Origin of the sequence: Aromatoleum evansii (assembly GCF_012910805.1) — a bacterium.
Classification (GTDB): domain Bacteria; phylum Pseudomonadota; class Gammaproteobacteria; order Burkholderiales; family Rhodocyclaceae; genus Aromatoleum; species Aromatoleum evansii.
The window spans coordinates 25874-52710 of record NZ_WTVK01000016.1; the positions used below are offsets into that span (position 1 = coordinate 25874).

The 26837-nt window shown below is 60.3% G+C and carries 21 protein-coding genes; 2 read left to right on the plus strand and 19 right to left on the minus strand.

Features of this window, described 5'->3' with window-relative positions; genetic code table 11:
* Positions 1-114: 114 nt before the first annotated feature.
* The gene (gene fabI, locus GO615_RS10050; RefSeq protein ID WP_169127521.1) at positions 115-906 is read left to right on the plus strand and encodes an enoyl-ACP reductase FabI; all 792 of its coding nucleotides are present in this window, start codon (positions 115-117) and stop codon (positions 904-906) included.
* A gap of 140 nt (positions 907-1046) precedes the next feature.
* Here the strand turns inward: fabI and GO615_RS10055 are convergent, their stop codons facing one another.
* From GO615_RS10055 to epsL, 18 genes are all read right to left on the minus strand, one after another.
* Positions 1047-2945 carry a SurA N-terminal domain-containing protein gene (locus GO615_RS10055; RefSeq protein ID WP_169127523.1) on the minus strand — a complete coding sequence of 633 codons (1899 nt, stop codon included), beginning with the start codon at positions 2943-2945 and terminating at the stop codon, positions 1047-1049.
* Between the two features lie 181 nt (positions 2946-3126).
* Complete coding sequence (locus GO615_RS10060; protein WP_246262218.1) at positions 3127-4323, minus strand: DUF1972 domain-containing protein; 1197 nt, start codon at positions 4321-4323, stop codon at positions 3127-3129.
* Positions 4324-4371: 48 nt separating this feature from the next.
* Positions 4372-5484 (minus strand): glycosyltransferase, encoded by a 1113-nt coding sequence (locus GO615_RS10065; protein ID WP_169127525.1) that lies wholly within the window; start codon positions 5482-5484, stop codon positions 4372-4374.
* A complete protein-coding gene (locus tag GO615_RS10070; RefSeq protein WP_169127527.1) occupies positions 5481-6674 on the minus strand; it encodes a glycosyltransferase family 4 protein in 1194 nt (397 codons plus the stop codon). The genes GO615_RS10065 and GO615_RS10070 overlap by 4 nt, the downstream gene beginning before the upstream one ends.
* On the minus strand, positions 6674-7768 hold the full coding sequence (locus GO615_RS10075) for a glycoside hydrolase family 99-like domain-containing protein (protein ID WP_169127529.1): 1095 nt from the start codon (positions 7766-7768) through the stop codon (positions 6674-6676). Before GO615_RS10075 ends, GO615_RS10070 begins: the two co-directional genes overlap by 1 nt.
* On the minus strand, positions 7765-10503 hold the full coding sequence (locus GO615_RS10080) for an oligosaccharide flippase family protein (RefSeq protein ID WP_169127531.1): 2739 nt from the start codon (positions 10501-10503) through the stop codon (positions 7765-7767). Before GO615_RS10080 ends, GO615_RS10075 begins: the two co-directional genes overlap by 4 nt.
* Positions 10490-11695, minus strand: coding sequence for a glycosyltransferase (locus tag GO615_RS10085; RefSeq protein WP_169127533.1), 1206 nt, complete (start codon positions 11693-11695; stop codon positions 10490-10492). Before GO615_RS10085 ends, GO615_RS10080 begins: the two co-directional genes overlap by 14 nt.
* A complete protein-coding gene (locus tag GO615_RS10090) occupies positions 11692-12963 on the minus strand; it encodes an O-antigen ligase family protein (protein ID WP_169127535.1) in 1272 nt (423 codons plus the stop codon). The genes GO615_RS10085 and GO615_RS10090 overlap by 4 nt, the downstream gene beginning before the upstream one ends.
* Positions 12964-12978: 15 nt before the next feature.
* Positions 12979-13980, minus strand: a complete 1002-nt coding sequence (locus GO615_RS10095) for a glycosyltransferase family 2 protein (protein WP_169127537.1) — start codon at positions 13978-13980, stop codon at positions 12979-12981.
* Positions 13977-14711, minus strand: coding sequence for an exosortase-associated protein EpsI, B-type (gene epsI, locus GO615_RS10100; protein ID WP_169127539.1), 735 nt, complete (start codon positions 14709-14711; stop codon positions 13977-13979). Before epsI ends, GO615_RS10095 begins: the two co-directional genes overlap by 4 nt.
* Positions 14708-15613, minus strand: a complete 906-nt coding sequence (xrtB, locus tag GO615_RS10105) for an exosortase B (protein ID WP_211167030.1) — start codon at positions 15611-15613, stop codon at positions 14708-14710. The genes epsI and xrtB overlap by 4 nt, the downstream gene beginning before the upstream one ends.
* A gap of 10 nt (positions 15614-15623) precedes the next feature.
* Positions 15624-16496, minus strand: coding sequence for a chain length determinant protein tyrosine kinase EpsG (gene epsG, locus GO615_RS10110; protein WP_169127541.1), 873 nt, complete (start codon positions 16494-16496; stop codon positions 15624-15626).
* A gap of 11 nt (positions 16497-16507) precedes the next feature.
* Positions 16508-17851, minus strand: a complete 1344-nt coding sequence (gene epsF / locus GO615_RS10115) for a chain length determinant protein EpsF (RefSeq protein ID WP_169127543.1) — start codon at positions 17849-17851, stop codon at positions 16508-16510.
* A gap of 63 nt (positions 17852-17914) precedes the next feature.
* On the minus strand, positions 17915-18751 hold the full coding sequence (epsE, locus tag GO615_RS10120; RefSeq protein ID WP_169127545.1) for a polysaccharide export protein EpsE: 837 nt from the start codon (positions 18749-18751) through the stop codon (positions 17915-17917).
* Positions 18752-18807: 56 nt separating this feature from the next.
* Positions 18808-19740, minus strand: coding sequence for an EpsD family peptidyl-prolyl cis-trans isomerase (locus tag GO615_RS10125; RefSeq protein ID WP_169127547.1), 933 nt, complete (start codon positions 19738-19740; stop codon positions 18808-18810).
* Positions 19741-19919: 179 nt separating this feature from the next.
* Positions 19920-20267 (minus strand): PEP-CTERM sorting domain-containing protein, encoded by a 348-nt coding sequence (locus tag GO615_RS10130; protein ID WP_169127549.1) that lies wholly within the window; start codon positions 20265-20267, stop codon positions 19920-19922.
* A 239-nt stretch (positions 20268-20506) separates the two neighbouring features.
* Complete coding sequence (locus tag GO615_RS10135) at positions 20507-21190, minus strand: PEP-CTERM sorting domain-containing protein (protein ID WP_169127551.1); 684 nt, start codon at positions 21188-21190, stop codon at positions 20507-20509.
* Between the two features lie 189 nt (positions 21191-21379).
* The gene (gene epsL / locus GO615_RS10140) at positions 21380-22558 is read right to left on the minus strand and encodes an XrtB/PEP-CTERM-associated polysaccharide biosynthesis outer membrane protein EpsL (protein WP_169127553.1); all 1179 of its coding nucleotides are present in this window, start codon (positions 22556-22558) and stop codon (positions 21380-21382) included.
* 74 nt (positions 22559-22632) lie between these two features.
* Between epsL and GO615_RS10145 the strand changes: the two genes are divergently transcribed.
* Positions 22633-24114, plus strand: a complete 1482-nt coding sequence (locus tag GO615_RS10145; RefSeq protein ID WP_246262219.1) for an undecaprenyl-phosphate glucose phosphotransferase — start codon at positions 22633-22635, stop codon at positions 24112-24114.
* A 64-nt stretch (positions 24115-24178) separates the two neighbouring features.
* Here GO615_RS10145 and clpB read toward each other — a convergent pair whose 3' ends face one another.
* Positions 24179-26758 carry an ATP-dependent chaperone ClpB gene (gene clpB / locus GO615_RS10150; protein ID WP_169127555.1) on the minus strand — a complete coding sequence of 860 codons (2580 nt, stop codon included), beginning with the start codon at positions 26756-26758 and terminating at the stop codon, positions 24179-24181.
* Positions 26759-26837 lie beyond the last annotated feature (79 nt).

The following is a 26837-nucleotide window of genomic DNA, read 5'->3' on the forward strand; positions in this document are numbered from 1 at the left end:
CCTGCAAGCCAGCGCGCTTCGTGCCACAAAGCGATGCGATCGAAATTGCGCACGTCGACCATCGGCGCCCATCAGCTATAATCCGCCGACCATCAAGAAGGAGCATTACCGAAAATGGGCTTTCTCGCCGGAAAACGCATTCTGATCACCGGACTGCTCAGCAATCGCTCGATTTCGTACGGCATCGCCAAAGCCATGCACCGTGAAGGCGCTGAACTCGCCTTCACGTACCAGAACGAACGCTTCCAGGACCGTGTAGCCAAGATGGCTGCCGAGTTCGGTTCGGACCTCATCTTCCCGTGCGACGTTCAGAACGACGAGGAAATCACGGCGCTGTTCGATCAACTGGCGCAGAAATGGGATGGCCTTGACGGCCTAGTCCATTCAATCGCCTTTGCGCCTGGCGACGCCCTGGAAGGCGACTTCCTCGAGGGCTTCTCGCGCGAAGCGTTCCGCATTTCCCAGGAAATCAGCGCCGGCAGCTTCCCGCTGCTCGCCAAGGCCGCACGTCCGATGATGAAGGGTCGCCGCGGCGCGCTGCTCACGATGTCCTACCTCGGAGCGGTGCGCACCATGCCCAACTACAACATCATGGGCCTGGCCAAGGCGAGCCTCGAGAGCGCAGTGCGCTATCTCGCCGTCTGCCTCGGCCCGGAAGGCACCCGTGTGAACGCGATCTCGGCTGGCCCGATCAAGACGCTGGCCGCGTCCGGCATCGGCAGCTTCAGCAAGCTGTTGTCGTTCAACGAGCACAACGCCCCTCTGCGCCGCAACGTCACCATCGAGGAAGTAGGCAACGCCGCAGCCTTCCTCTGTTCCGACCTTGCAAGCGGCATGACCGGCGAGATCATGTATGTCGATGGCGGTTTCAACACGACCGCGCTCGGCAACTCGGAACAGCCCTGAGCTAATCCCTCGTGACGGACCGCGCAACGCGCGGCCGTCAGTCAAAAAAGAACGCCCGATGCTTGCGCATCGGGCGTTCTTTTCTTGTACGTGCATCAATGGGCACGCAACAGCGTGCCCTCGCTCGACCCGCTTACTGCTTACTGCTGCTGTGGCCGCACCGCAGCCGTATTGATCTGCACCTCATAACGCCCGCGCAGGGACTCGAGGAAGGCGTTGAAATCGCGTTCGGCGACCAGACGCCGGTACTGACCTTCCAGCGCCTTCAGGCGAGGATCGTCCTTCGCGATATCGATACGATTCACGCTTTCGATACGGAAGACCGAGTATCCGCCGCCTTGCGTCGGCGCCCCCGCATAGGCCGGCAGCTTCGTGCTCGGCGCGCCGAATACCGCCGAAATCGCCGCCTGAGGCAGCTCGGGCTTGGCCCGTTGAACGGTGCGCACGGCGCTCCATTCACCCGCCACCGACTCCCCCTTCTGCAACGCGGCAAGCGCAGCTTCGCCGCGCTCTGCTGCAAGCTTCGTCGCCTGCTCCGTCTTCAGCTGCTGTTCGATCGCGTCCTTGACCTGCTCGAACGGCGTCCGTTGAGCCGGCTGGTGCTCGACAACGCGGGCCGACACCAGCGTACCGCGCGACACCTCGACGGCCTCGACGTTACGCCCCTTGGTCACAGCCTCGTCCGCGAACAGGCTGTTCAGCAGTTTCTCGTTCGTATAATCGCCCACCGCGCCGCCCACGCGCTCGATCCAGTCGGTGGTGCGAATCTGCAGTTTGAGCGCATCCGCGACCGGCTTCAGGCTGTCCGACTGCTCATACACGGTGTTCGAAAACACTTCCGCCTGCTCGGCGAACTTCTTGCTCGCCTCCTGACGCTTGAGCTCTTCGACGATCTCGCCCTTCACCTCGTCGAACGGGCGCGCGTGTGCCGCCTTGATGTCAGTGACCTCAATGATGTGGAAACCGAAATCCGAGCGCACCACCTCGCTGACTTGGCCCTTGCCGAGGCCGTAGACTGCATCCTCGAACGGCTTCACCATTGCCCCGCGCCCGAAGAAACCGAGGTCGCCGCCACGCGACGCGGACCCCGGATCCTGCGACTCCGCCTTGGCAATCTCGGCAAAGCGCTTCGGATCCGCACGCAACTGCTTCAGGATCCCGTCAGCCCTTTCCTTCGCCTTCGCCACTTCATCGGCAGAAGCGTCTGCAGCCGCCGAAATCAGAATATGGCGCGCACTGCGTTCTTCCGGCTGGCTGAAACGCTCCGCGTTCGCCTCATAAAACTTGCGCGCCGCTTCGTCCGACACGCTGACTTGGCCGAGCACCGCATCCTGGTTGAAGACGACATACTCGGCCCGCAACCGCGCAGGCCGCTCGAAGCGCGACCCGTTCGCATCGTAGTATTGCCGGGCAGCGTCATCGGCGAGCTTCACCTCGGCGGCGAAGCGGCTGACGGGGAACTGGAGTTCGCTGACCTTACGCTCCTCGAGCTGTGCCATCAGGAAGCGCCTGATCGATTCGCGCGAAGTGAAGGCCGAATCGCCGACGGCCTGCGCCACCTGCTGCATCCGCAAGTCCTGTGCGAGCCGCGACTCGAACATCGCCGGCGTCATGCCCTGAGCCCGCACCGCCGCCTCGTAACGCTCGATCGAAAAACGTCCGTCCTGCTGGAACGCATCGACGCCTGCGATCACCTGCTGCAACTGCTGCGGCGCCACGATGAGCCGGTTTTCCGCCGCGTGCAGCGCCAGCAGACGCTGGTTCACGAGGTTTTCCACGACCGAACGACGGATCGGCTCCGAATCGAGCAACGCCCGATCGACCTCGCCCCCCATCGACTCGCGCAGCCGGTCCTGCTGCTCGCGCAGCGCCTGATCGAACTCGGCGCTCGAAATCTTCGACTTGCCGACCGTAGCAACGTCGGTCCCGCCCGGGCCATCCTGGAAATACGAATCCAGCCCGAAGAAAGCGAAGGGGACGATCAGCAGCGCAAGGATGATCTGCGCCACGCGTTTGTTGTTGCGAACTGATTCGAGCATCGTCTAGTTCCGTGAAATCCCAGAAGAAGGGTCAGGCAGCAAAAGCCGCGGACATAAGGGCGGGATTATCGCATTGCATCGCCCGGCTGGCCAAACCTTCGCGGCCAACGAGCCCAAGCCCCCCCGCAGGGCGGGAGACGCGCTGCGCGTCCCGCCAATCCACGCACGGGACGCCCGCCGTCTATCGCAGCGAGCGCGCCTCTTCCGCAAGGCGCCCTGCCAAGGGCGCCGTATCCAGCCACCCCTCCAGCAAGCGCTCGTATTCCCCAAGAATACGGTCCCAGGTGAACGCTTCCGCGAAACGAGCACGACTCGCCGCCCGCATCGCGCCAAGCCGCTCCTCGGCGCCCAACAACGCGTCAAGGCGCTCGCCGAATTCGTCCGCCCCAGCGAAATAAGCTGCACCTTCCCCGGCCACCCAGCGGTTGAAACGGTTGTCGTGCGCAATCACCGCGTTACCTGCGCCCAGCGCCTCAACGAGCGACGGGTTCGTCCCCCCAACCTGGTGACCATGAACGTAAGCGAGACTATGGAAGCGCAAGGCACGTACAACGGGTTTCTCGTAAATCGCCCCAACAAACTTCACTTCCTCGCTCGCCGCCTCGCGCACTGCCCGATGGTAGGCATTGCCCGCCGCGTCGTAATTACCCAACACCACGAGATCCACCCCGCGCGGACGCGCAGAAAAGCCCCGCACAATCTCCAGAAGCGAGTTCTCCGGCTCCGGCCGCGCAATCACCGTGAGGAACCGCCCCGGCGTAAGGCCAAGTGCAACGACCGGCTCCACCGGCGCCGCAGAAACTTCCTCCGCACCATACGCAATCGTCGTGATCTTGTCCGCTGCCACACGCGTGGCGAGATGCGCCTTGATCTGCGGATGGTCTGCGATCAGGTGGTCCCCCAGCCAGCAACCCGCCCAATCGTTCAACCAGAACCATGTCTTGGCGACCTTGCCCCACTTGGCGCGCGACCACTCGATTCCGTCCATGTTGATCACATTTCGAATCCCCTTCACCCGCAACACCGCGCCGAAGACCGCAGTGTTGTACCCCAGCGTCAAACATAGATCGCCATACTGCGCCGCATGGGCCGTTGCCTTCCAATCGAACACAATCGTGCCCTTGGGGCCACTCTGGGCAACCGGAATACGCACCCGCTCGACACCACGCCACGTATCGTTGAATACCGGGCCGGAGCCATCTTCTTGGCAATACACCACCACGCGCCATCCACGGTCGACGAGAAAGAGCGCCAGATATTCGGCGAAGGTTTCAAATCCGCCATGAGCAGCGGGAACCCCTCTGACCCCAAGAATTCTCAAGCAGCGATGATTCATTTGTATTACACCCTGCACATGCTGGAAACCACCTTCAAACAATTAATGCGGCATTCCGCTGCATTAATAGATGCGAAACCCGATTCATACTCAATTGCCGCAATTGCCACCGGAATTTGCGCGCAGTCGCTCTGACAATCGCACATGGCGCATTGCGAATCCGCGCGTTGTCAGATCACGATCAGCCATTTGTCGCTGCGCGCAAACCGCGCGCCCCAATGCACCTGATGGATCTTTTGCCGACGCCTTGATCGCATCTCGCAGCGACTGGGCATCTCCCGGATCAACATAGGTCACAGCATCCGCGGCGAAATAGGCCAGCAAACCACCCGTCAAGGTAGCAACGACGGGGACTCCCAAGGCAACCGCTTCAAGAATCGCGGTAATTCCCGAAGCGTGAAGATTTTCCTTCAAGGGCACTACCGCGCAGTCTGCCCATGCATAGGCCGCCCTCACCTCATCCTGAGTCATGGCTCCAACATGCACGTTGTCTGCGGAGAATCTACGGGGCCAAACCGAGGAACCTACACGCAACTCAAAGTCAGGCCGCCCGCCAATTGCCTCGAACAAGGTAGACCAGTCACGATGGCGATCATTTCCAAGCGCCAGAACACGAACTGGCCGGGAAGCATCAAATTTCAAATTTGGTGCCCGTAGCGGGAAACTATCAAGCGAAATGCCGAATAGAACCACTTCGCAAGGCAGTTGGAATCCCAATTCGTCCGCAACCGCCTTGTTATCGGGTGAGTGAAAAGTCGCCACGGCCGATCGCCCCAGCAAATACCGATAGAGCGATTTCTTCAGATCCGACAAACGCGGCCACACATCAATCAACCAAACCGACTGCGCGATAACCGGCGGTCCATCCTTTCTGAGCAATGCGCGAAGCGCAGCAATTCCCAGATGCTCATATTCCGTGTGCGTCCAGATTACATCGTAATCGGCGCCCAGCAAGGCCCGGCGATTATTCCAGGCATGCCGAATATCAAACCCCAGCAAACGTTTGACAACCTTGTCCGCCACCCCCAAAAGCCCACCTGACGTGACGGTCGGCCGCGAGAAGGAGACCAGGGCTCCCGCCTCCTCCGCGAAGTGATAACCATACGGGGTCACGTCCGGCGCCTCGCCACGAGCAAATCGCTCCTGCCAGCGCGCCGCATCGAGCGCCCGCGGAAGCAATACGAAAACGCGCAGTGAACTCACGCGCCCCGCTCCGATGGCGCACCCTGCATGGCATAACGATCGGCAAAGAACCCGCGGTAGGAAGCAACCAGTGCTCTCGCGGACTCCGCCCAGTCAAATTTTTTAATCTGCTCGGCCCCCTCGGTCACCATCGTGGCGGCCAACTCCGGATCGCCCAGCACTTTTTCGAGCCCCTGAGCGATACTCGTCACATCCAGCGGATCAACCAGCACCGCAGCGCTGCCAGCCACTTCCGGCATCGACGTCGTGTTGCTGGTCACCACCGGCACCCCACTCGCGAGGGCTTCCGCAACTGGCATGCCGAACCCCTCCGCAATCGCGGGAAAGACAAAGGCGCGGGCGTTTCGCATCAACACCGGCAACATGTCATCCCCAACATTTTCCAAAAAATGAACTCGCCCCTGAACGCCAAAGCGCGTTGCCGCGTCAAGCGCCGCTGCATAGCCAAAATCACGCTGACCGACGCAAACCAGAGGCGGCGCGCCCTCACCAAGGCGGCCAAAAGCCTCAATCAACCGTGCATGGTTCTTTCGTGGCTCAAGACGGCCTACCGTTAACAAATAGCCACCCGCATCCAGGCCAAGCGGCGCAAGCTTTTCCACCCCTTCCCGTCCTGGGAAAAACCTCGCCCTGTCGACGCCGTTGTACAACACGCGAATGCGCTCAGCTTCAATGCCAAAGCGCGTCGCAATCTCCTTGCGCGAAAACTCGCTGACGCTAAACAGCAAACGCGCAACCCGAGCTGCCAGCCGGAAAGTCAGCTTCGACTGCAGCGTAAAGAAATGCGGAAAATATTCAGGATGACTTTCAAATAAAACATCATGAATAGTGCACGCACAAGGTCCGAGCGGAAAAAACGGCAAGCGGTACTGGGTATGCAGCAAATCCAGCTTTTCACGAACTTGCAACCACGGCAATTGCAGTCCAAGACGAATGGGTCCCGGCCGGTGCGGCATGCGAACCAGGCGCACATTGGGCGCCCCGAATTCAGGATGGGCCGACTTCAACTGCTCAGGATTATCAAGAAACAGGATGAAGTCCATCTCCGGAGCCAGCCGTATCGCCTCCCGGAAGATACCCAGAACATGGCTGCGGCTGCCCTGAAAGATCCCGTCAAAAGTATGAAAATCAACCCCAACCTGCGGCCGACACCAACCTTCCCGCAATCGTGAATAAGCGAAGGCTGCCATCACTTGCCACCTCCGAATACCATGTTAATGCGCTTCAAATACTCAAAGCCGTATAGCTTTGTAGGCTCCACATAAGATCCTTCGCCATATTCGTTCCAGCAGCAGACCATACCGACCCCCTGAGTTTTTGACGGATTAGCCTTCAATAGCACCCGCGCCTTCAGCAAATGGCGCTCAAAGCTATCCGGTGTGGATATCGAGTCATCATGACGAGGATCCTTCTTACTCCCACCCCAAGGCCGCTTATCCCAGCCTGAAGTCATCGGGATGAAATATGGCAAATTGCTGTTTTTGATAATCCAGTTCCACTGCATCTGATACGCGCTATCGAGTTCCTCGAAGCTATGGGAATCGGGAGTACGCTGGTCTGAATTTCCGGCCAGCCCGAAGTGGTAGTTGTATGCACTCAATGCATCAAACCCCGACTCGGGCGCAAACTTTTGGACCCAATAATCGGTGGCCGGCACACTCAACACAAAATAGATACCCGGCAGCCCCGCCGCCTTCGCCTTCTCACGAGCGCGATCAAGCATCTCCGCAACCTTCAGCCCGATAATTTTCGCCTGGTCGCGAATAACGTCCGCCGAAAAAACAAACAATACCGGCTTGCCCTGAATCTTCACGTACTCCGGGTTCTGCAGATGGCGGCCGATCCAGTAATCCACCAGTGCATCCCACTCCTGGAGGGTACGCGGCTCCTTGGTATGGTTTGCCCACAGCAGCGAATATCGCACACGCGCCCGCTCGGGTGACTGAAGATAAGCGCGAACAGAAGTTTCCGGCGCCGGACGCCCTTTTTCCCAATACCAGTCGAAGGTGACGAAATCGATGCCGTAATCAGCCATCCAGCCGAGTTGGGTATCAAGAACCTGGCGCTGCGCATCGTTATACCAGCCGAGCAGCGGCTCGCGTTCGGGGTAGGCCTTGATCGCAAGCCACGGATCGGGCTCATGCGATCCCTTGGTGTAAGGCGACCAACCCGGGTAGTAATAAACGCCGATTGTGTAGTCAGCGGCATATGAAGTCTGGCTGCCGATTACGAGAAGAAATGCCAGCGCAAGGCGTTTGGCCAGATTGCAAAAAGCGTATTTCAAGTCGCGCCTCGAAGACATTCCATCATGGCTTTGGAAGCCAGCGCCTCAACCAACGGCCGGCGCGATTCGATCTGCGCGCGTGTCGAGGCGATATCGTCCAGATGTGCGCAAACCTTCCTATACAAAACCTCATCGGAGCAGACCTCCGCCGGTTCCAACAGGTGCGACGAACCCAGACAAAAATGTGCAAGTGCACCCGCAAACTTTCCTTGATACTCAATCGCCACGACGGGAACATCTCGCCCAAGTGCCGCAATCATCAAATGCATCCGCCCGGTGAGAACGAGGTCGAAAAGTGCGCATACCTGCTTCACATCTACTGCGGTATAAGGTCCAGTCGCCAACAGGACTCGCTCGCGGGCATGGCTAGGAATTCGGGAAAAAATATCGGCAAGCATGGCGGGATCACTGGCGTGTGGCCGAAAGTCATGAGGTATCAGGACGACGCTGACATCGCGTTCAGACACTAAACGCCCAATAACCACAGCAGAGGCTTCGGCCGCCTTGTTTCGCTGATCGTGCGTAAGCAATTTCAGCGAATGGGGCGAGAGATTCCAGCCAATCACGGGACCGGTGCCGCGGTGTCCTTGAACCAGCCAATTTTTTACATTTACCTCAAGCTCGCTACTCTTCGCCGGTTCCAGCAAGTACGCCAAGTCAGCCATCAACTGGACATGCTCACCGACAAGTTTGACCAAGCGGTCGCGCGAGACGCTATCGCGACATAGCAACTTCACACTGCTCGGTAGTTTCTTGAACGCCGCAGCCGTGGCCGGGTCAGGCTGTTCGTTAAAACTGAAGCTGCACAATACCGTTGGCACCCCACGGTTCGCTGCAAAGGCAGCAATCCCCAGACGCAACACCGACTCGAAGCGAGAGTAAAATCCATCGAGCACATCTGCGCCCACAACCACGAATCCGCGGGCATTGGCTACCTCTCGGGCGAGTGCCCGTGCTTGGGCAAAACTACCCCACACAGAATGCGGGAGTAGTTCAATCCCGTCTACTTTCGGCAAAGTAACAGCTGGGCGACACAAAACACGCGCACGTGTAATTCCGGATTGTCGCAATAGCGTAATCAATCCACCAAAAAGAGCTTGGTCCCCTACTGAGCCAACGATGGAATACGCGTCGCCGAACACGAGAAGAACATCCCCGCTTCTACGATGCGAGCTATGGAAATCACTACCCGACCCCGAGGCAAAAATCACGAGGTAGGCTTTCGCACGCAGACCGTCCTCGAAACGAATGAGCGCTCTGAGTACAGGGCCAAAACGAGCAGCTATGCTTGCCGGCAGCCGGGCGCAATGCTTCAGGAGGACTCCGGGCATTAATACGATAATGGATGCGGCGAATAACAGAACGCTAACCCCTAGACCTAGCGCCGCAAGTGCCAACTCGGGTAAATATCCTTCCAGAGATTCAAGCAGAACGAGACTTACTAACGCTGCTATGCAAGCCGCCACAACAGGCTTGGCCACAATACGAAACACTTTCATTGAACCAATACCTAGCTTAAAAAAGACAACTCTTAACATGAACGCCAACACGATCAATTGGCCGATCAGCAGACTCGCACCCACCCCCGCAGAGCCGAAGGACAGTAATGGAGGAATGGCGCAGAGCGTGACAGCGGTACGGGCAAAACCGATACTCAACGCCGCATCCGCCTCCCCAACCGCCTGCAGAATTCCGCCAAACAAAAAAGCAATCGAACGCAGCGCCCCCAACACGCAAAGAATCTGAAACGGCGCGACCGCCTCATGCCATTGCTCCCCAAACACGGCGGGAACCAGCGCCTCGGCACTGGCGGCAGCCAACAGGAAGGCGGGCATGATGAGTAGAGCAGCCAGCAATACCCGATCCTCGAATGCTGCCGCAAGGGACTTGCGGTCATTCTGGCGGCGTGCAAAAACGGATATCGATGACTCCCAGAGCGGTGCTGCCAGCAGTTGGGTGGCTGATTGTTGCGCCCTTGACGCCAGGGCGTAGTGGCCAAGTGCAACAACACCAAGATAGCGGGCGATAACCAGTTCGAGTACCCGCGTTTCGACCAGATCAAGCACCTTGACCAGCGTGATGCGCGATGCAAAGCCGAACAGTTCGCCGAGCGCCTTGCGGTCAAAGACAAGCTGGGGTCGCCATGCTTCGTGGCGCCACAATACGGCGGTGCTGACCGCCTGAAAGACCAGTTGCTGCACGACGAAGGTCCAAACGCCAAGCCCGCTTGCGGCGGCAACGATGGCGACAATGCCGCTAAGCAGGTTGGACAGGGCTGTGCGCCGCGCGAGGGTGCGATAATCCAGCGCACGACGAAGCAGCGCCGACGGCACACTGGACACTGCCATGAAGCCAAAGGCCGGCGTCAGGGTCATGATGATTGGCTCGACGCCCGGGCTGTCGAACGCCGCGGCAAAGGCGGGGGCTGCAAGCAGGGTGGTCAACGCCAGCGTCGCACCGATCATCAAGGTGACCCAGAAGGCGCTGCTGCGGTGCGCCTCCGTCAGGGTGTCGCGCTGAACGATGGCGTGCCCGAAGAGTTGCTCGACGAAGATTTCACCGAGCGTCAGAAAGATCATGGCGACGGCAAAGGCGCCAAACTCCGCGGGCGTAAGCAGGCGCGCCAGACCAAAAAATACGATGAGGGTGATGCCCCGCGCGGCCCAGTTCTGGACATAGGCCCATACCGTTGCGGCGGTATCGGAAATCCGTTTTCCGGAATCAGTGTTCGCCATGCGATTTCACCATCCGGGAAAAAATGTCGGCGATGCGCGCACGCCAGGCTTCAGTTGCGAACTGGCTGCCGGCGTGACTGCGCGCCGCGTCGGCCAAGCGCCCACGCAGGCCGGCATCCTGCAGGACGCTCACGATCGCATCGGCAAAGGCGGCAGGCTCATCCTCCACCAGCACCTCCTGCCTGTGCCTTGCCCCGGTGCCCTCGGCTCCGATCCGTGTCGCCACGACAGCCGAACCGGCCAGCATGGCTTCAACCGTCTTGATTTTTACGCCACCGCCACTGACCAGCGGCACAACCGTAACGCTGTTGTTGGCATAGAACGTGAAAATGTCCGGCACAAAGCCGGAAAATGAGACGCCCTCGCCGACTCGGGCAACGAACTCCGGCGGCGGATTGCGCCCTGCAACGACAAAGCTGGCATGTGGAACCCGGGCCAACACCCGAGGCCACACCTGATCGAGAAACCATTGCAACCCTTCTCGATTCGGGCGGTGCCCAAATGCACCGGCAAAGCCAACACGCATTGGAACGGGTGCGCTGGCTGGCGGAACGCCTTCGGTCAGTGGCAAGCCCATGGACAGGGTCACACTAGCCGGATTCATGGCGGACAATACATTCGCATCCTGTTCGGATAAGGTCAGGACAGCGGAAAACCCGGCGTAATGCCTTGCTTCATAGCGTGCCCAGCAGACCCAGTCGAGCCAAGCCCGTACGCCACCGATCCCCCGCACGCGTTGCGCGTGGCGAAATCCGGATAGGGTGTAGGCGTCCTGCACGTCCATGATGCACGGGGTATCGCCGCACAGCGTCACGTATTGCGCCATCTGGGGAAACTGGATCCAGACAACATCCGGTTTCAAGCGGGCAAGATGCTCACGCAAGGCGTTCTGCATTGACGCTTGCCAGCACAATGCCGCGAGGTGAGGCTTGGACAACGAGAGCGAACCGAAAGCCGCTTTTGCGACCCGGATGCGATCGATGATGAGCGGAACTGTCTCGACCCCTTCGCATACCTGAGCCAGCGCTTGTGTACATTTCTCTTCGATATCGCGGGCCATGACGCCCGAAAAGGAGAGAAATGAAACCGCGTGCTGACTCGCCAAAGCGGCAATCTGACGGAAGGTGACGACACCACCACCATTGCCTGAATCAAGACCGGAGAGGAATGGTGCGACAACCAGAATCTTCATCGCTTCCATTCTTTGCGTTCAACTATGGAGAGGCAAAACCCCAGGAGCAGCAGCACGGATACCAGCGCAGTCTTGTTGAAGGGCCCGGCAATCAACCACGACGTGAGCAAACTGACTGCAACTGCGCCCTGCACAATTAGACCGGCAAATCGTTCGTCTGGATCAACCGAGCGCGCGGCGACCGCCCCCCTACGAAACAACCAGCCGAACGAGACGAGGTAAAGGATCAAACCCAAAGCTCCCGTCTTTACCAGAACATACAACATGCCGTTATGCAGAACAGGTATGTAACGCATGGGGCCATCACCGAGAAATAGGTATACCCCGAGGTCAACAAAGTGACCGAACCCTCGCCCTCCTAACCAACGTAGCACTCCGCCATCAACATAGTCTTTGTAGGCTCTGGCCGTCTCGAAGCCACGAAAATTATCATTGATGCTCTGTTGGTCACGGTAGTCTGCAATGGTTAGTTCCTGGGCCGAACGGAGCATTTTGCCGGTGAATGTTTTTTTCTCTGCTTCGCTGGCAGGTGGCAGCGAAGCAGCCAGCGCGCCGAGCAATGCGAGGCCAACGATTACCGCAGCTCCGAGTTTGACGAAACGTGAACCAAGCATCAGGCCTCTAAGTGCAGTCCAGAAGACCAAGACAACAAGTACCAGAGTACGCGAATATGCCAAGGTTATAGACACCCCGCACAGCAAGAGGACAATCCACCCGAAAATCGGGCGTATGGCCAACATTTCACGCCAACGCCCAATAGAGGCGATAAGAAATGCGCACGTAAGGCCAACAACGAAATTCCCGTTTCCTGCCAAGGCTCGTACTTCGGTGGCCGGCAAGCTAAGCAGATTCGGGTTAATAGCAAACTTGGCTAGATGCAAGCTAGCAAGAATGAGGCCGGCTATTACTAAAAGGCGCAAAGCATGCGATAGCCTTGGTGTTAGAGCGCCAAATGAATACCCGACGAGTATAACGCCAACCGGATTGATGAAATACCAAGCATCTTTTAGATAGGGATAGGGTTCATTGTCGTACCCAAATGCCATACCAAGGGCAATTATTCCGCTAAAACAGATTAGCAGTACCCATAGAGATTTCGGAAAGCGATTATTCCTCGTACCCCAGACGACTAACGCGAGAACCAGAAAATAGGCGTTCATCCCACTGACCAAGGAGATCGGGAGATACGATCCGCCGAGCAGCAGGAAAAATAGCGAATACAGCGGCCAGTCTGGCGGCTCTGTGCGCATCGGCGGACGGTAATTCAATGCTAAGATACTCCTTTAGATCTTATCCGAGGCAGCTGAAACACCGAGCAGGGTCTGTCTAGCAAACTGCCAACCAACTACCAGAAAGGCTTTGACTTTGTCATTTATCACTTGCCTCTTCTGCTGATTCGCAGATGTGCTCAGGGAGACCGCACAAAGGGCTGCAGCCCGCATATAGAACACGGCTGCCAGACCAAGTGATGCAGCCCTGGCTACTAATGCATTGTGATGTTTTGCTAGGTAGATCGAGTAGGAGCGACCGGTTCGTTGCAATGCAGCTTTTCCGATCCACGGCCGACCTGCACCTTCATAGTGGATAACCAATGTCTCTGCAACAAAGGCAATTCCAAATCCGGCGTTACGAATACGCAGACAGTAGTCGACGTCCTCGCAGTACATGAAGAACGCTTCGTCGAAGCCGCCAAGGCGCTCCCATATTTCGCGGCGAGTGGCGAGGCAGGCTCCGGAAACCCAGTCGACTGAGGTATGCGATTGTTCGTAATACGCGGGATCGGTTTCCATTCGCCGGAAGATCGATGGCAAGCGGTGTTTCTTTTCCAATCCCAACCACGACAGGACAAGACGAATCGGGCGATGGTGAAAGCCCACGGAGAACTGGGTTCGCCCGTCACTGTAGACGAGCCGGGAACCTGCGGCGCCTACTTGCTCAGCCAGCGCTTGATCGATGAGGGAATCGAGTTGTCTTTCGATGCGCGTGTCGTTATTGAGCAGCAGCAATACTTTTCCGCGAGCGCTGCGCGCTGCGAGGTTGTTGCCCCCGGTAAAACCTGTGTTTTCCAACGACTCGATGTAGCGAATGTCCGAGCGCGCCTGCAGGAAGGCTTGACTACCATCGCTCGAGGCATTATCCACTACTACGACTTCGTACGAATAACGGCTGAATGCGGTCCTGATGGATTCAAGGCATTCGTCAAGAAAACGGAGACCGTTGTAATTGACGATCAGCACAGAAACATCAGGATTTTTTTTCTCGCTTGGCCCGACCGGATTCATCATCGTATGCTTCCAACTTCTTCGGGACTGACCGGGCCGATCAGGAACCCACGTGTATTCGTGTCTACGGTTGTGAGCAGGTCTACGACAAAGCGCTCCTGGAGGTGGTATGCAGCTTCGTTGTCACCAGATATTGACGAAACCCGAAACAGGATGCCATCGGGTATCCAGCCCTTGAAGCCGTGCATTAGCCTGGCAAGACGTTGATCGTTACCGGATGCCACGATGTAGTCACCGACTCGCATCCAGTAGGAGATCGGTTCGTGTCGGCTATTTGTCTGAGCGATCAAACGCTGAATGGGAAATTGGCTCTCGCGTTCTGCTAGCTTTATTGATGACTTGCCGACGGTTTCAAGTGAAAACCCTTGAGCGAAATAGCAAACTTCCGGCCTATGTAATTCGACATCACCACTCTGCATTTCCCCATAAGCAATCGATAACATGACGCGCTGCCCCTGCGCATTGACGTAGGTGCGGGTCAGGGTCTGAGAATAGAGTGCATCCAGCAAGCCTTTCTGCTGCGGAGCGACGACACTTTGCATACCCCCGCTATCCAAATGCCAGTCGCCGAATGAGACTGGAATTGCGCTTTCCAGCCTGAGATTCTTGTTCAAGGCTGCCATCGGGTTCCGCGGTGCCAACGCCCACGCCGACAGCGATGCACAGAACATTAGCGTGCATGCCACGATGCTGCTGCGACGCATTTTTGCCCCTTTGCCAGAATTGCTGGTCATACGCGCCTCCGCCCCGACTGTGCAGCGCGCAAGATGGTATCCATACCGATAATGAGTAATAGAGCACTCGCAAACAGCACCATCCCCGCAAACCCATGCATGAAGCCCTGCCCCGCCGCATCACCGTAGTAGTACGTCACCAGCGTCAGCACGATCACGCGAATCACGTTCGCCGCAAACGAAATCGGCACGATCAGGATGGCGAGAATCGTGTTGCGCAACGCAGACGCGGATTGCGTGAGCTTGAGGTACAGCAGCCCGAGCGCTTCGAGCGTAAACAGGGTTTGCAGGCCGGCGCAGGCATCGGCGACGAGGAGCTTGTATTGCCCGATCTGGAGGATGACGCCGCTGCGGGCAATGGGGTAGCCGAGTGAATAGAGCACGTTTTCCGCGACCACAGAGACGGCGATCTTCATGGGCATGGTGATGGCGTCCACCACCGCACCGGGCAGCGGGATCATGAAGAGCATGAAGAACAGCGCGAACCACTGCGCCTTGACCGCCTGCCCCCCCCGCTGGATGAGGAGCACGGCGATGAGCACCCACACCAGCGAGCCGATCTCGAAGATGAGGATGTCTTGCGAGCGGCCGAGTACTAAGAGCAGCAGGCCGACGATGAGGATGGGCCAGCCGGCGACGGAGGATGGCCCGCCGGAGCTGCGAGCTAGCATGGCGGGCCACTGGCGGTACAGCAACCACAGCGACAGGCCGAGCACGATGGGCCCGTGCGCCTGTTCGGGTGTGCTCCAGATGGTGCGGAAGAGGTCGATGAAGCTGGGAACGTAGAGGAAGCACAGGCCCGCCAGCACGATGAGCCACGGCGCGAGCGGTTCCGCCTCCAGCCCGCCCGGCGGTGCCGGCGCGAGTTGTTCCATGGTTGCGGCGCGCGCCGGCGGTGTCATCGGCGTGCCCTCAGCCCGCGTCGTTGAGGACGCTGCCGACCACCGTGATGCCGGCCTGGTGGAACTCGCCCGCGAGCTTGCGCAGTGCGGCCGTTCGCGTGAGGTGCGGGCGCGCGACGAGCAGCGTGCCGCCCACACGTGCGCCGACGGTGAAGGTGTCCGCGCTGCTGCTGGCGGCAGGGGTGTCGATGAGGATGACGTCGTAGTCCTCGGCGTATTGCTTGAGGAGCGCCGCGAAGGCCGGGCGGGAGATCAGTTCCTGCGGGTTGGGCGGCGTGGCGCCGGCGGGCAGCACAGACAGATCGACGAGTGCCGACACGCGACGTACGATCTCCGCATCGCCACGGCCGGAGAGCGCCGCCGAGAGGCCCATGCGGTTATCGACGCCGAAGAGCACGTGCTGGCGCGGGTTGCGCATGTTGGCGTCAATGATGAGGGTGCGCTCTCCGAGCTGGGAGAACACCACGCCAAGATTGGCGACGACCCACGAACGCCCTTCCCCGCGTGCGGGGCTCGCCACCGCGAGGCAGCGCCGACCGGCTTCGGGATCGAACCAGCGCAGCATGAGCTGGCTGCGCAGCGCACGCAGCGCCTCGACCTGCGGATCGAAGGGATCGTAGGCGGCGACGACCTCTTCGGCTACGCCACTTTCGCCGCGCTGCAGGTACGGGTAGTCGAACTGCCGCGAGAGCGCGTACTGTATGTCACCCTCATTGACGAGGCCGAGCTGGCGCGCGGCGTCGCCGAAACGCAGGCCGCCTTCGCGTTGCAGGCGCAGGATCTTCTCGGCGTCTTCGGGTTTCAGGCGGCCGGCGTCGATGAGAATGGCGCCGATGGAGCGTTCGCCGTGGGCGAGTTCCTTGGTGCTGATGGGGGCGTTCATGGACGGAGATCTCAGGCGCGGGAGGGGATGATGCCCAGCAGCGGCGCGGCGGAGCATTGTTCGATGTCTTCGACGCCGCGTACGCGCTGGTCGACGAGTTCGAGCAGCAGCGCCGAGCCGAGGCCGAGCAATGTGCCAAGGAAGACGGCGAGAGCAAGGTTGAGTGCTGTGCGCGGGCTGGAGTGCTGCAGGGGCGACGTCGCCGGGGCGAGCACGGCGATGTTGGTCTGCTGGGTGCGGCTCTCCAGGCTGGTCTGCGTCAGGCGCTGGGCGACGAGGTCGTATGCGCGCTGCGCGGATTCGACGTCGCGCTGGAGAACGGCGATCTGGTCACGCCGTTCGCGCAGTTGCAGTACGCGTTTCTTTTGGGCATCGAGCGCTGCGCGCAGATCGGCTTCGCGCGCGAGGTTGGAGCGGGTGGCACTGCCGATCGAGCTGGCGATGCGTTGCGTTTCGGCGCCGATCCTCTCCCGCAGGGAGCGGATTTCGGCCTCGATGCGGGTGTAGTCGGGGTGGTTCTTGCCGACGCGCGAGGCGAGTTGCTCACGCGTGGCTTCCTGGCGCGCGAGTTCGGCTTTCAGGCCCTGGATGAGCCCGCTTTGTAGGACTTCCGGCATGGTGTCGGCCGCACCGGCCTGCCCCTGGCGGGAGCGCGTTTCCATGCGCTGACCCTCGGCTGCGACGAGCTGAGTGGAGAGTTCGGCCAGGCGGGTGGTTTCCACGTCGAGGCGACCGTCGCTCGGGACGATGCCGTGCTGGAGCTGGTAGTCGGAAAGACGTTTCTGGGCCGCTTCGACCTTCTCGCGCAGGGGCACGCTTTGTTCGTCGAACCAGCGTGCGTACTGGCGAGCCGGTTCGACCTTGAGTTCGAGGTTCACTTCGATGTAGGCCTGCGCAAAGGCGTTGGCGACCGCTGCGGCGAACTGGGGGTCGGAGCCCGTGAAGGCGATGGTGATGACATTGCTCTCGCGTGAGGGCTTGACGCCGAGCTTCTTTTGCAGCGCCTCGGCCAGCCAGACGCGCAACTCGCCGTTTCCGTCAGCTTCGGCCTGCCATTGCTCGCGCACGGCGGGCACTTCATCGAGCTTGAGCATCGCAACGACACGCTCGGCGACCCGGTTGGAATTGATGATGTCGACCTGGGTGGCCATATAGCCCGCCATCATCTGCGGGGGCAGGATGGCGCCGGCAATAGGGTCGGCCGACTTGGCATCGATGACCAGGACTGTCTCGGCGGTGTATTGGCGCGGAAGCAGCACGCTGACCAGCAGCGTGGTTGCGACCACCGTGCCAAGCACGCAGGCCACGACCAGCCAGCGGGCGCGCAGGATGAGGAGAAACTGGTGGAAGGTCATTACGGCGCGTTCCGGAAATTGCGGGGGTGATACAAACGGGGTCAGGGGAGCGACGATGTCCCGTCAGAAAAGGCTTTCGCGCACAAAAATCACGTCGTCGGCGCGAAGGAGATCTTCCAGTGCCGGCTCGATGACGGACAGCCGTCCTTCGGTGTCGCGCCGTTGAATCTGGAGGCCGCGAACGGTGCCGCGCTGATTGATGCCGCCGCCGGTGGCGAGCGCCTGCATGACACTCATGTTCCGCTCCAGCCGGAATGCTCCGGGACGCTGCACTTCGCCGTAGATGTAGAACGTGGGCGCACGATGCACATAGAGGATGTCGCCGCCGGCCAACGGGATATCGTTCTCGGTGCCCTTCAGGAACAGCGCGGGAATATCGATTTCGCGACGTATCGACTTGCCGTCGCGTAGGCCGATGAGCACAACGGTGTCCGCGCCGTTGGGGGCGATCCCACCGGCGCTTGCGAGCATGTCGGAGAGGCGCAGGTTGGAGGTTTCCAACGGATAGCGGCCGGGGCGCCCGACGAGGCCGATTACGGAGACCTGGTTGCCGCGCATCTGGACGGGCAGGATGCTGACCTGGGGTTGCAGTACGAAGCCCCCATCGCGCAGGAGGCGTTCGATGAGCCGTTCGGCAGTGCCCGCGGTCTGGCTGCCGACGGGGACACCGCCGAGCAGCGGGAAAGTAATTTGTCCGCCTTCCGAAATTCGCGCTTCGGTCGTGAGATCCGGATTCTGATAGACGGTGATGCGGACCACATCCCCCGGCCCCAGAACATAATCCGCCGTCCCCGGGCGGCTGATGTCGGCAACATCGGCCCGCGCCGGCGAAACAATGCCGAACGCGAACAGCAGCGACAGGATGATCAGGAGAATGGCTGTAAAGGAACGGTGGCTCATGCGTTTGCGGATATTCCGGTTCAGTGTGGCAGGGAAAGCGTATGTGGCGTGCTGGATCACTTCAGGCCGCCGGCCCCTTTGTCGAGCGTGGCCTGGCTGAGGGCGGCGCCCGATGCAATCGCGGGCCCAGCCACGGCCGTTGCGCCATTGGCTAGCGGGGAGGCGAAATCGCCTACGTACTGGATGCTGGTGCGGTCCCGCAGACGACCGAGTTCCTCCCGCGCAAGCGCCTGCTTTTTGAGATTGGTGAGGTAACGCTCGATGAACGGCGCAGCACCAACCGCGTCGATCGGCTGTTCGCGGGAGGCGGCGATCTGGATGACTGCCACGACGCCGGCTGAGGCCAGCAGCCCGATCTCACCGTCTTTCATCTTTGCCAGCTGCTTGACCAGATCGAGCGGCAGTTCCTCGGCCGGTTTGAGTGCGGAGTCGGCCTTGAAGCTCAGATTCTCGCGCCGAAGCCAGGCAACGATATCGTCCAGGCTCGCCGCCTTGTCGGCCGCGGCGCGCAGGTCCGCTTCGCGTCCGGCGGGCACTGCGACACGCAACTCGCGCAGCGCATAGATGCGACGTTTGCTGAATAGCTCCGGATTGTCCCGATAGAAGGCTTCGACCTCGCTGGTCTGCGGTTCGGCGACCTGTGCAGCGATGCGCTCGACGTAGGCGCGCGCAACGACTTCGCGCCGCGCGGCATCGAGTGCGGCCATCACCGTGGGATCACGATCGATTTTCTGCTCTTCGGCTTGAGCGACGAGCAGTTCCTGATCTATGAGCCGTTCGAGGATCGCGCCGCTGGCTTGCTTCACTTGCTCGCCAGCTATCCCCCCGAGCCGTGCGAGCTCCGCGTTGACCTGATGCACGGTGATTTCATACGAACCGACCCGGGCAGCGACCTGTGACGCGATCGGAGTGTCGGACTTGGCGCCGCAGCCTGCCAGAGCGAGGGCGAGTAGCGGCATGCCAAGCGATGTACGAAATTGTTTCATCATGAAAAATCCATCCTGCAGGACTACAAGTCAAATCTACAATGCCAATGTGTTACTTGCATGGCCGGCAGCAGCACGTCTTTGCGATGCATCCGACTCTCTCCACAAACAGCAAGACACGCCTGCAACCCGAGACCGGGGGCAGGCGCCGAGGAACATCGCAGGGGTGCGTTCGGGGTCGCCTAGCGGCGCAGGCGTCGCCGCGCAACCACGCCGACCATGCCAAGGCCGACTAGAAGCATCAGTGCGGCATCGGGTTCGGGGACGCTAGGTACGAACTGAGGGTTTCCGCCGGCCGCTATCGCGACGAACTGTCCGCCACTCGCGAGCGCGAGCTCGCTCACAAGACCGCCTACTCCGCGGGCTTCCACATCGCCAGCACGAAAGGTGGAAACGATGCCTCCGCCATTTTGATTCAGGACGGCATTGAACGATGTGCCCGCATCACTGGGATTTCCGCTCTGCCCCGCCAGGGCCGCTCCGGCCATACAAATTCCGACGAGACCTGTTCCCAGGAATTTCAACTTCATTCATGCCCCCCATTCTGATCACGTACATCCGAGAGATGCAACAAGCCCCCACGTCGCTATCCGGACAGCACCGTAAAGGATGCCGTCCGGATAACATGATTTTACATATTTGTTAGGCGTATGTATTTACGCTACGCAACTTTCATGCTTTGAAATGACATAGATCAAACGCGCGAGTTTCGACGCAGCTGGGACGAAGCGGACTACGCCCTGTCCGACCCTGACCTTGCGGAACATGATCAGCGGGATGCGGCACGGCGACGTGCCGCCATCCCTACCATGCCAAGGCCCGTCAGAAGCATGAGATAGGCTTCCGGTTCAGGTACCGGCGGGACTTGCGCGACGCCGAATGTGATCTGTGCCGTGTCGAGACTGGCCTTCACGAACGAGGAGCCCGCCGCGTTGGCGAACAGGGTTGAGTCCAGGGTGATGTCAAGGAGACTGCTCGACAGGCCCGCGGCAGTGAATCCGTCGCCGCTGGAGCGCCAGGATCCGGCCGAAAGAAACGGCGATCCGGCAAAGCTCCCTGCCCCGCCAAGGGTTGTGAGGCCTCCGTTGTCGAGCGCGGCAACGTTCAACACCGATGCGATGCCAAAGGATGCGTCGGAACCAGCGATGGTGTAGCTGCCGCCTTCGAAAAGGCTTACCGAGTCGAGCCGGTAGCCGTCAGCGGCGACGACCTGAAAATCCAGGACAGCGTCAAGCAAGGCTGGCCGGCCTCCGCCCGATCCAACGGAGAACCCCGAAGGGCTGAAGGACAACAGGTTGCCGATAAGAGTCGGCGTGCCGAAGAGCGAGTTGAGTGTGTCGTCGTACGAAACAGAAAAGCCGTTTCCGACGAGACTGACTGTGGCTGCGCCGGCGCTGGCTGATACAACGGCTCCCGCGATGGCCGCGGCGAGCAGTTTGAGTTTCAATGTCATGCAGAGTGCCTCGATGAGCGTGAATTGATCGTGGTGAAGCCCCATCCATGGGAAGACGGTGCTAGCGGCGCTCGCACCGGCGGGCACTGATTGAGCCCGCTTGTTGCGACCGTTCCGCACGCTTCAGCATCCCATTCGGCATTTTTGCATATTGCATACAAACGGCCATCTGGCATAAGTGATAGGTTTTCAGAATGCGAGCTTCGCCGACATGAATAGACTGGCAGCACGGTATCCGGGATACGCATCGGATGACGAACGACGTTCGTTGCGCGCCCCCAGCTGGAGCGAGAGGTTCCTGGCCGGCGACCATTCCAGTGCGAGGGCGCGTGCCTGCGTGCGGTCATCGCGATCCGGCGCGACAATACCGAAGGGATCACCGCCGTAATCGCGCTTGAGCCATTCGAGCCGCCCACGCAGACGTAGCTTGTTACCGATCTGCCATACGGGGTCGACCGATACCGCACGCGTGATGACGAAGTTGTCGGCCACATCCTCGCGTGCGCCCATCTCGCGGCGCGCGGTCATGCCCAGCGCGAGCTTTCCCGTCGGGTTCCAGTCGAAAGTGACGCGACCGGTCAAGCCGTTGAAGTCCTTGTCGCCCGCATGAGGGTATTGGCGCGCGGTGTAGCCGACTTGACCGCTCACCCGACTATGGCCGGTCACGCCCCAGTCGGCGCGCAGGAGCAGGTCGCGCTGCGTGTAGCCTGTGACCGTTGTGAGTGTTTCATTGCGTTCGGGATAGCGGCCCTCCGCATCGCGGCCTACCAGCGCCAGCGTGCTACCGGCCAAGGATCGATACTGCACGAGGGCTTCGACGGCATCTTCGATGTACTCGGATCCGGCGGATTCCCGGTCGTCGAATCGGCTGTCCATCCGAGCCCACCCGGCTCCGAACGACCACTGTGGATGCATCAGGTAGCGCGCATCGGCGCGGTACTGGCGGAAGGTGTTGATGCTACGTACGGTGCCGATGCGATCGGAGAAGCTGCGCAAGCGTTCGTCCTGCCGGGCGGAAATTGTGCCGCTCCACTGGTTGCCGAGAATCCACTGCCAGGCGGCGCCGAAATTGTGTGCAGTGAAATCGAGGTGGTCGAACTCGAGATAGTCGCTCCGGGTCAGGGCAAAGTCTGCTGTCAGCCGTTGCCGGCTGTAGGTGCGACCCAGCTGTGCCGCGAGTGTGGTGACGCTGAGCCGGTCGTCCCGTGGACGACGCGATCCTTCGATCTCCGGGCGCGCACCATCAGCCACGCGGAAGAGGTTGTCCTCCCAGACGAGATCCTGGCTGACGGAGATCGTTAGCGGGTCATTTTCAGACGCAGCAACGGGAAGTGTTCCTGTTCCCGCGATCACCAGAAAGCTGAACAAAATCCTCGCATAAGCATTCGCTTGCGCCGATGCGTAAACATGCTGAAGACATGTTTGTGACGGTATGTTGCGACATGTACGTCTGCTACGCGATGTGTTATGCATGGTTTGTGAATGTCAATGCGGTATGCTTATCGAAAATTTTAGCCGCTCCTTTTATCATGTTTGCATCAAGCTACAAACAGGGCACCTTCTGGCGGGGCAGTTTATCGGCTGCACGCGCCATCGAGTCCTTTCTCGATCCGGTTGCAGCAACAGCCCTGCTGTTTGCCGTCGCGACCGTGTGTGGAGAGCGATTCGGCCCCCCCTACGTGATCGTGGGACTTATTTCCTTCTCGCTGACCTTCCCAGGCGATTTCTGCCTTCGCGATACCACGCGGAGGATGGTCCGAAAAACCTTGACTTCATGGCTGTTGATCGCTGCCGTATTGTTGGCATTCGGCCACGCGAGCGGATACGTGCATTACTTCGCCGAGGAGGTCGTCTTTGTGTGGCTGGCCAGCCTCCCGCTGGCGTGGCTGGTGACTCGCTGCGCTGCACGCCTGTTGCTGTCGCAGATGATGTCGAGCGAGCTCCGCCAACGGCGCGCGGTGGTTGTCGGTTGCAACGAAACGGGCTTACGTCTGGCAGGGGAGCTTGCGCACGATCCGTTCAACGGAATTTCATTTGCGGGCTTCTTCGATGACCGGGGCCGCGAACGCCTCGATGGAATCGGCGATAGCCCGCTGCTTGGCCGGATCGGTGAGCTGGCCCAGTTCGTGAAGCAGCATGCGGTAGACCATATCTACGTGGCACTGCCGATGGCGAGCCAGCCGCGCATCCTGCGGTTGCTGGATGACCTGAAGGACACCACAGCGTCCATCTACTTTGCGCCTGACATCTTCCTGACGGATCTGATCCAAGGGCGTGTCGATCACGTTGGCGGCATGCCGGTGGTGGCCGTATGCGAGACGCCTTTCACGGGATTCGACGGCTTCGCGAAGCGCGTGTCCGACATTTTCCTGTCACTACTGATCCTCGCGTTGATCGCTCCGGTGATGATAGCCGTCGCCATCGCGGTGAAACTGAGCTCGCCCGGGCCGATCATCTTCAGGCAACGGCGTTACGGACTCGATGGCAAGGAGATTGTCGTTTACAAGTTTCGCTCGATGACGAGCTGCGACGACGGCAGTGAGGTGAAGCAGGCCACGCGCGGTGACCAGCGGATCACGCGCGTTGGCGCGATCCTTCGCAAGACGTCGCTCGATGAACTGCCGCAATTCATCAATGTGCTGCAGGGACGGATGAGCATCGTCGGGCCGCGGCCCCATGCAGTGGCGCACAACGAGACTTACCGCAAGCTGATCAAGGGCTACATGGTGCGGCACAAGGTGAAGCCCGGGATCACCGGGTGGGCGCAGGTGTGCGGCTACCGCGGCGAGACGGACACGATCGAAAAGATGGAAGGACGCATCGAGTACGATCTCGAGTACTTGCGCACCTGGTCGCTGTCGCTCGACCTGTGGATCATCGTGAAGACGGTGCTGCTGGTGGTGCGTGACCGCAACGCGTATTGAGGCCGTGCGTTCGGGGTTGCTGCGGAAGGAGGCCCCCCTTCCGCAGCGATGATGCAGAAGGGAGTCAGGCCTTCGCGAAAGTGATGCTCCCGCCGTACCCCTCGACCTTGATCTTGTCCTTCGCGGCAAACTGCCCTTCCAGTATCGCTCGCGCCAGCGGGTTCTCGATCTGCTCCTGAATGGCGCGCTTGAGCGGTCGCGCTCCGAATATCGGATCGAACCCGGCCGTTGCCAGTTCCTCGAGGGCGTCGTCGCTGACCTCGAGTGCCATATCCAGGCGCGCGAGGCGCTTCTCGAGGTACTGCAGCTGGATGCGGGCGATGCTCGCGATGTGCTTTTCGTCGAGCGCGTGGAAGACGACCACCTCGTCAATGCGATTGACGAACTCGGGGCGGAAGAAGGTCTTGACCTCGGCCATAACGGCGAGCTTGATGACCTGGTAGTCATCCCCCGACATCTGCTGGATCATCTGGCTGCCGAGGTTGGAGGTCATCACGATCACGGTGTTCTTGAAGTCGACCGTGCGTCCCTGACCGTCTGTCATCCGCCCGTCATCGAGCACCTGCAGCAGTACGTTGAAGACGTCCGGATGGGCCTTCTCGACCTCGTCGAAGAGAATGACGCTGTAGGGCTTGCGACGCACCTGCTCGGTCAGGTAGCCGCCTTCTTCGTAACCCACGTAGCCCGGAGGCGCGCCGATCAGGCGGGCAACCGAGTGCTTCTCCATGAATTCGCTCATGTCGATGCGGATCAGGTGCTCCTCCGAGTCGAACAGGAATTCGGCAAGCGTTTTGCAGAGTTCGGTCTTGCCGACGCCCGTGGGGCCGAGGAAGAGGAAGGAGCCGTACGGGCGGTTCTCGTCCGACAGGCCGGCACGCGAACGGCGGATCGCGTCCGACACGAGCCGCACGGCCTCGTCCTGGCCGACCACCCGCGAGTGCAGGCGCGATTCCATTTGCAGCAGCTTCTCGCGTTCCCCCTGCATCATCTTGCTCACCGGAATGCCGGTTGCGCGCGATACGACCTCGGCGATCTCTTCGGATCCAACCTGAGTCCTCAGCAGCTTGAACTTGCGCTCTCCGCTGCCCGCTGTCTCTGCGGCCTTGAGCTGTGCCTCCAGTTGCGGCAGTTTGCCGTACTGCAGTTCGGCGAGCTTGTCGTACTGGCCCTTGCGCTGCATCTCGGCCATCTGGGCACGCAGCTTCTCGATCTCTTCCTTGATGTGCTGGCTACCCTGCACGCTGGCCTTCTCCGCGCGCCAGATCTCGTCGAGGCTGACGAATTCGCGCTCGAGTTTCTCGATCTCGTCGCGGATGAGAAGGAGGCGCTTCTGCGAGGCCTCGTCGGTTTCTTTCTTGACCGCCTCCTGTTCGATCTTGAGCTGGATGAGACGGCGTTCGAGCTTGTCCATCGCTTCCGGCTTGGAGTCGATCTCCATCTTGATCCGCGCTGCAGCCTCGTCGATAAGGTCGATTGCCTTGTCGGGCAGGAAGCGGTCGGTGATGTAGCGATGCGACAGTTCGGCCGCCGCGACGATCGCGGGGTCGGTGATGTCGACGCCGTGGTGGAGCTCGTACTTCTCCTGGAGTCCGCGCAGGATGGCGATCGTGGATTCGACCGAAGGTTCGTCGACGAGCACCTTCTGGAAGCGGCGCTCGAGTGCGGCATCCTTCTCGATGTACTTGCGGTACTCGTCGAGTGTGGTGGCGCCGATGCAGTGCAGCTCGCCGCGTGCGAGGGCCGGTTTCAGCATATTGCCCGCATCGATGGCGCCCTCGGCCTTCCCCGCGCCCACCATGGTGTGGATTTCGTCGATGAAGACGATGATGCGCCCCTCTTCCTGGGCGATCTCCTTGAGTACCGCCTTGAGGCGCTCTTCGAATTCGCCCCGGTACTTCGCTCCCGCGAGCAGTGCGGCCATGTCGAGTGAGAGCACGCGCTTGCCTTTGAGCGTTTCCGGCACCTCATCGTTGACGATGCGCTGGGCGAGCCCCTCGACGATCGCAGTCTTGCCCACGCCCGGCTCGCCGATCAGCACGGGGTTGTTCTTGGTGCGCCGCTGCAGGATCTGTATCGCGCGCCGGATCTCGTCGTCGCGGCCGATGACCGGGTCCAGCTTGCCGGCGCGCGCGCGTTCGGTAAGGTCGAGGCAATATTTTTTCAGCGACTCGCGCTGGCCTTCGGCATCCTGGCTGCCCACGGACGCGCCGCCGCGTACCGCCTCGATCGCAGCTTCCAGCGGCTTGCGCGAAAGTCCGTGCTCCTTGAGCAGGCGCCCCGTTTCACCCTTGTCCTCGGTCAGGGCGAGGAGGAACATCTCGCTCGCGATGAACTGATCGCCGCGCTTCTGCGCCTCGCGGTCGGCGACGTTCAGCAGGTTGGAAAGATCGCGGCCGATCTGTACCTCGCCTCCATGTCCTTCGACCTTCGGAAGGCGGCTCAGCAACTTGTCCAGCGCCGTCTTGAGCGGCGGGACATTCACCCCTGCACGCTGCAGGAGCGAAATGGTGCTTCCATCGTCCTGCCCCAGCATTGCGAGGAGCAGGTGCACGGGCTCGATGAACTGCTGGTCACCTCCGACCGCGATACTCTGGGCGTCGGAGAGGGCCTGCTGGAATTTTGTGGTGAGCTTTTCGAAGCGCATGTCGACCATCCTTTGTCCGATTGGGGTTGACCTGTGATATGGGGGTCGCACCACGCAATTCAACCTTCAAGCCATCGGG

What these genes read in the sequence shown, in the direction of transcription:
- fabI (WP_169127521.1), top strand. Translation starts at nt 115, where the DNA reads ATGGGCTTTCTCGCCGGAAAACGCATTCTGATCACCGGACTGCTCAGC.
- GO615_RS10055 (WP_169127523.1), bottom strand. Translation starts at nt 2,945, where the DNA reads ATGCTCGAATCAGTTCGCAACAACAAACGCGTGGCGCAGATCATCCTT.
- GO615_RS10070 (WP_169127527.1), bottom strand. Translation starts at nt 6,674, where the DNA reads ATGGCAGCCTTCGCTTATTCACGATTGCGGGAAGGTTGGTGTCGGCCG.
- GO615_RS10080 (WP_169127531.1), bottom strand. Translation starts at nt 10,503, where the DNA reads ATGGCGAACACTGATTCCGGAAAACGGATTTCCGATACCGCCGCAACG.
- GO615_RS10085 (WP_169127533.1), bottom strand. Translation starts at nt 11,695, where the DNA reads ATGAAGATTCTGGTTGTCGCACCATTCCTCTCCGGTCTTGATTCAGGC.
- GO615_RS10095 (WP_169127537.1), bottom strand. Translation starts at nt 13,980, where the DNA reads ATGATGAATCCGGTCGGGCCAAGCGAGAAAAAAAATCCTGATGTTTCT.
- epsI (WP_169127539.1), bottom strand. Translation starts at nt 14,711, where the DNA reads ATGACCAGCAATTCTGGCAAAGGGGCAAAAATGCGTCGCAGCAGCATC.
- xrtB (WP_211167030.1), bottom strand. Translation starts at nt 15,613, where the DNA reads ATGACACCGCCGGCGCGCGCCGCAACCATGGAACAACTCGCGCCGGCA.
- epsG (WP_169127541.1), bottom strand. Translation starts at nt 16,496, where the DNA reads ATGAACGCCCCCATCAGCACCAAGGAACTCGCCCACGGCGAACGCTCC.
- epsF (WP_169127543.1), bottom strand. Translation starts at nt 17,851, where the DNA reads ATGACCTTCCACCAGTTTCTCCTCATCCTGCGCGCCCGCTGGCTGGTC.
- epsE (WP_169127545.1), bottom strand. Translation starts at nt 18,751, where the DNA reads ATGAGCCACCGTTCCTTTACAGCCATTCTCCTGATCATCCTGTCGCTG.
- GO615_RS10125 (WP_169127547.1), bottom strand. Translation starts at nt 19,740, where the DNA reads ATGATGAAACAATTTCGTACATCGCTTGGCATGCCGCTACTCGCCCTC.
- GO615_RS10130 (WP_169127549.1), bottom strand. Translation starts at nt 20,267, where the DNA reads ATGAAGTTGAAATTCCTGGGAACAGGTCTCGTCGGAATTTGTATGGCC.
- GO615_RS10135 (WP_169127551.1), bottom strand. Translation starts at nt 21,190, where the DNA reads ATGACATTGAAACTCAAACTGCTCGCCGCGGCCATCGCGGGAGCCGTT.
- GO615_RS10145 (WP_246262219.1), top strand. Translation starts at nt 22,633, where the DNA reads ATGTACGTCTGCTACGCGATGTGTTATGCATGGTTTGTGAATGTCAAT.
- clpB (WP_169127555.1), bottom strand. Translation starts at nt 26,758, where the DNA reads ATGCGCTTCGAAAAGCTCACCACAAAATTCCAGCAGGCCCTCTCCGAC.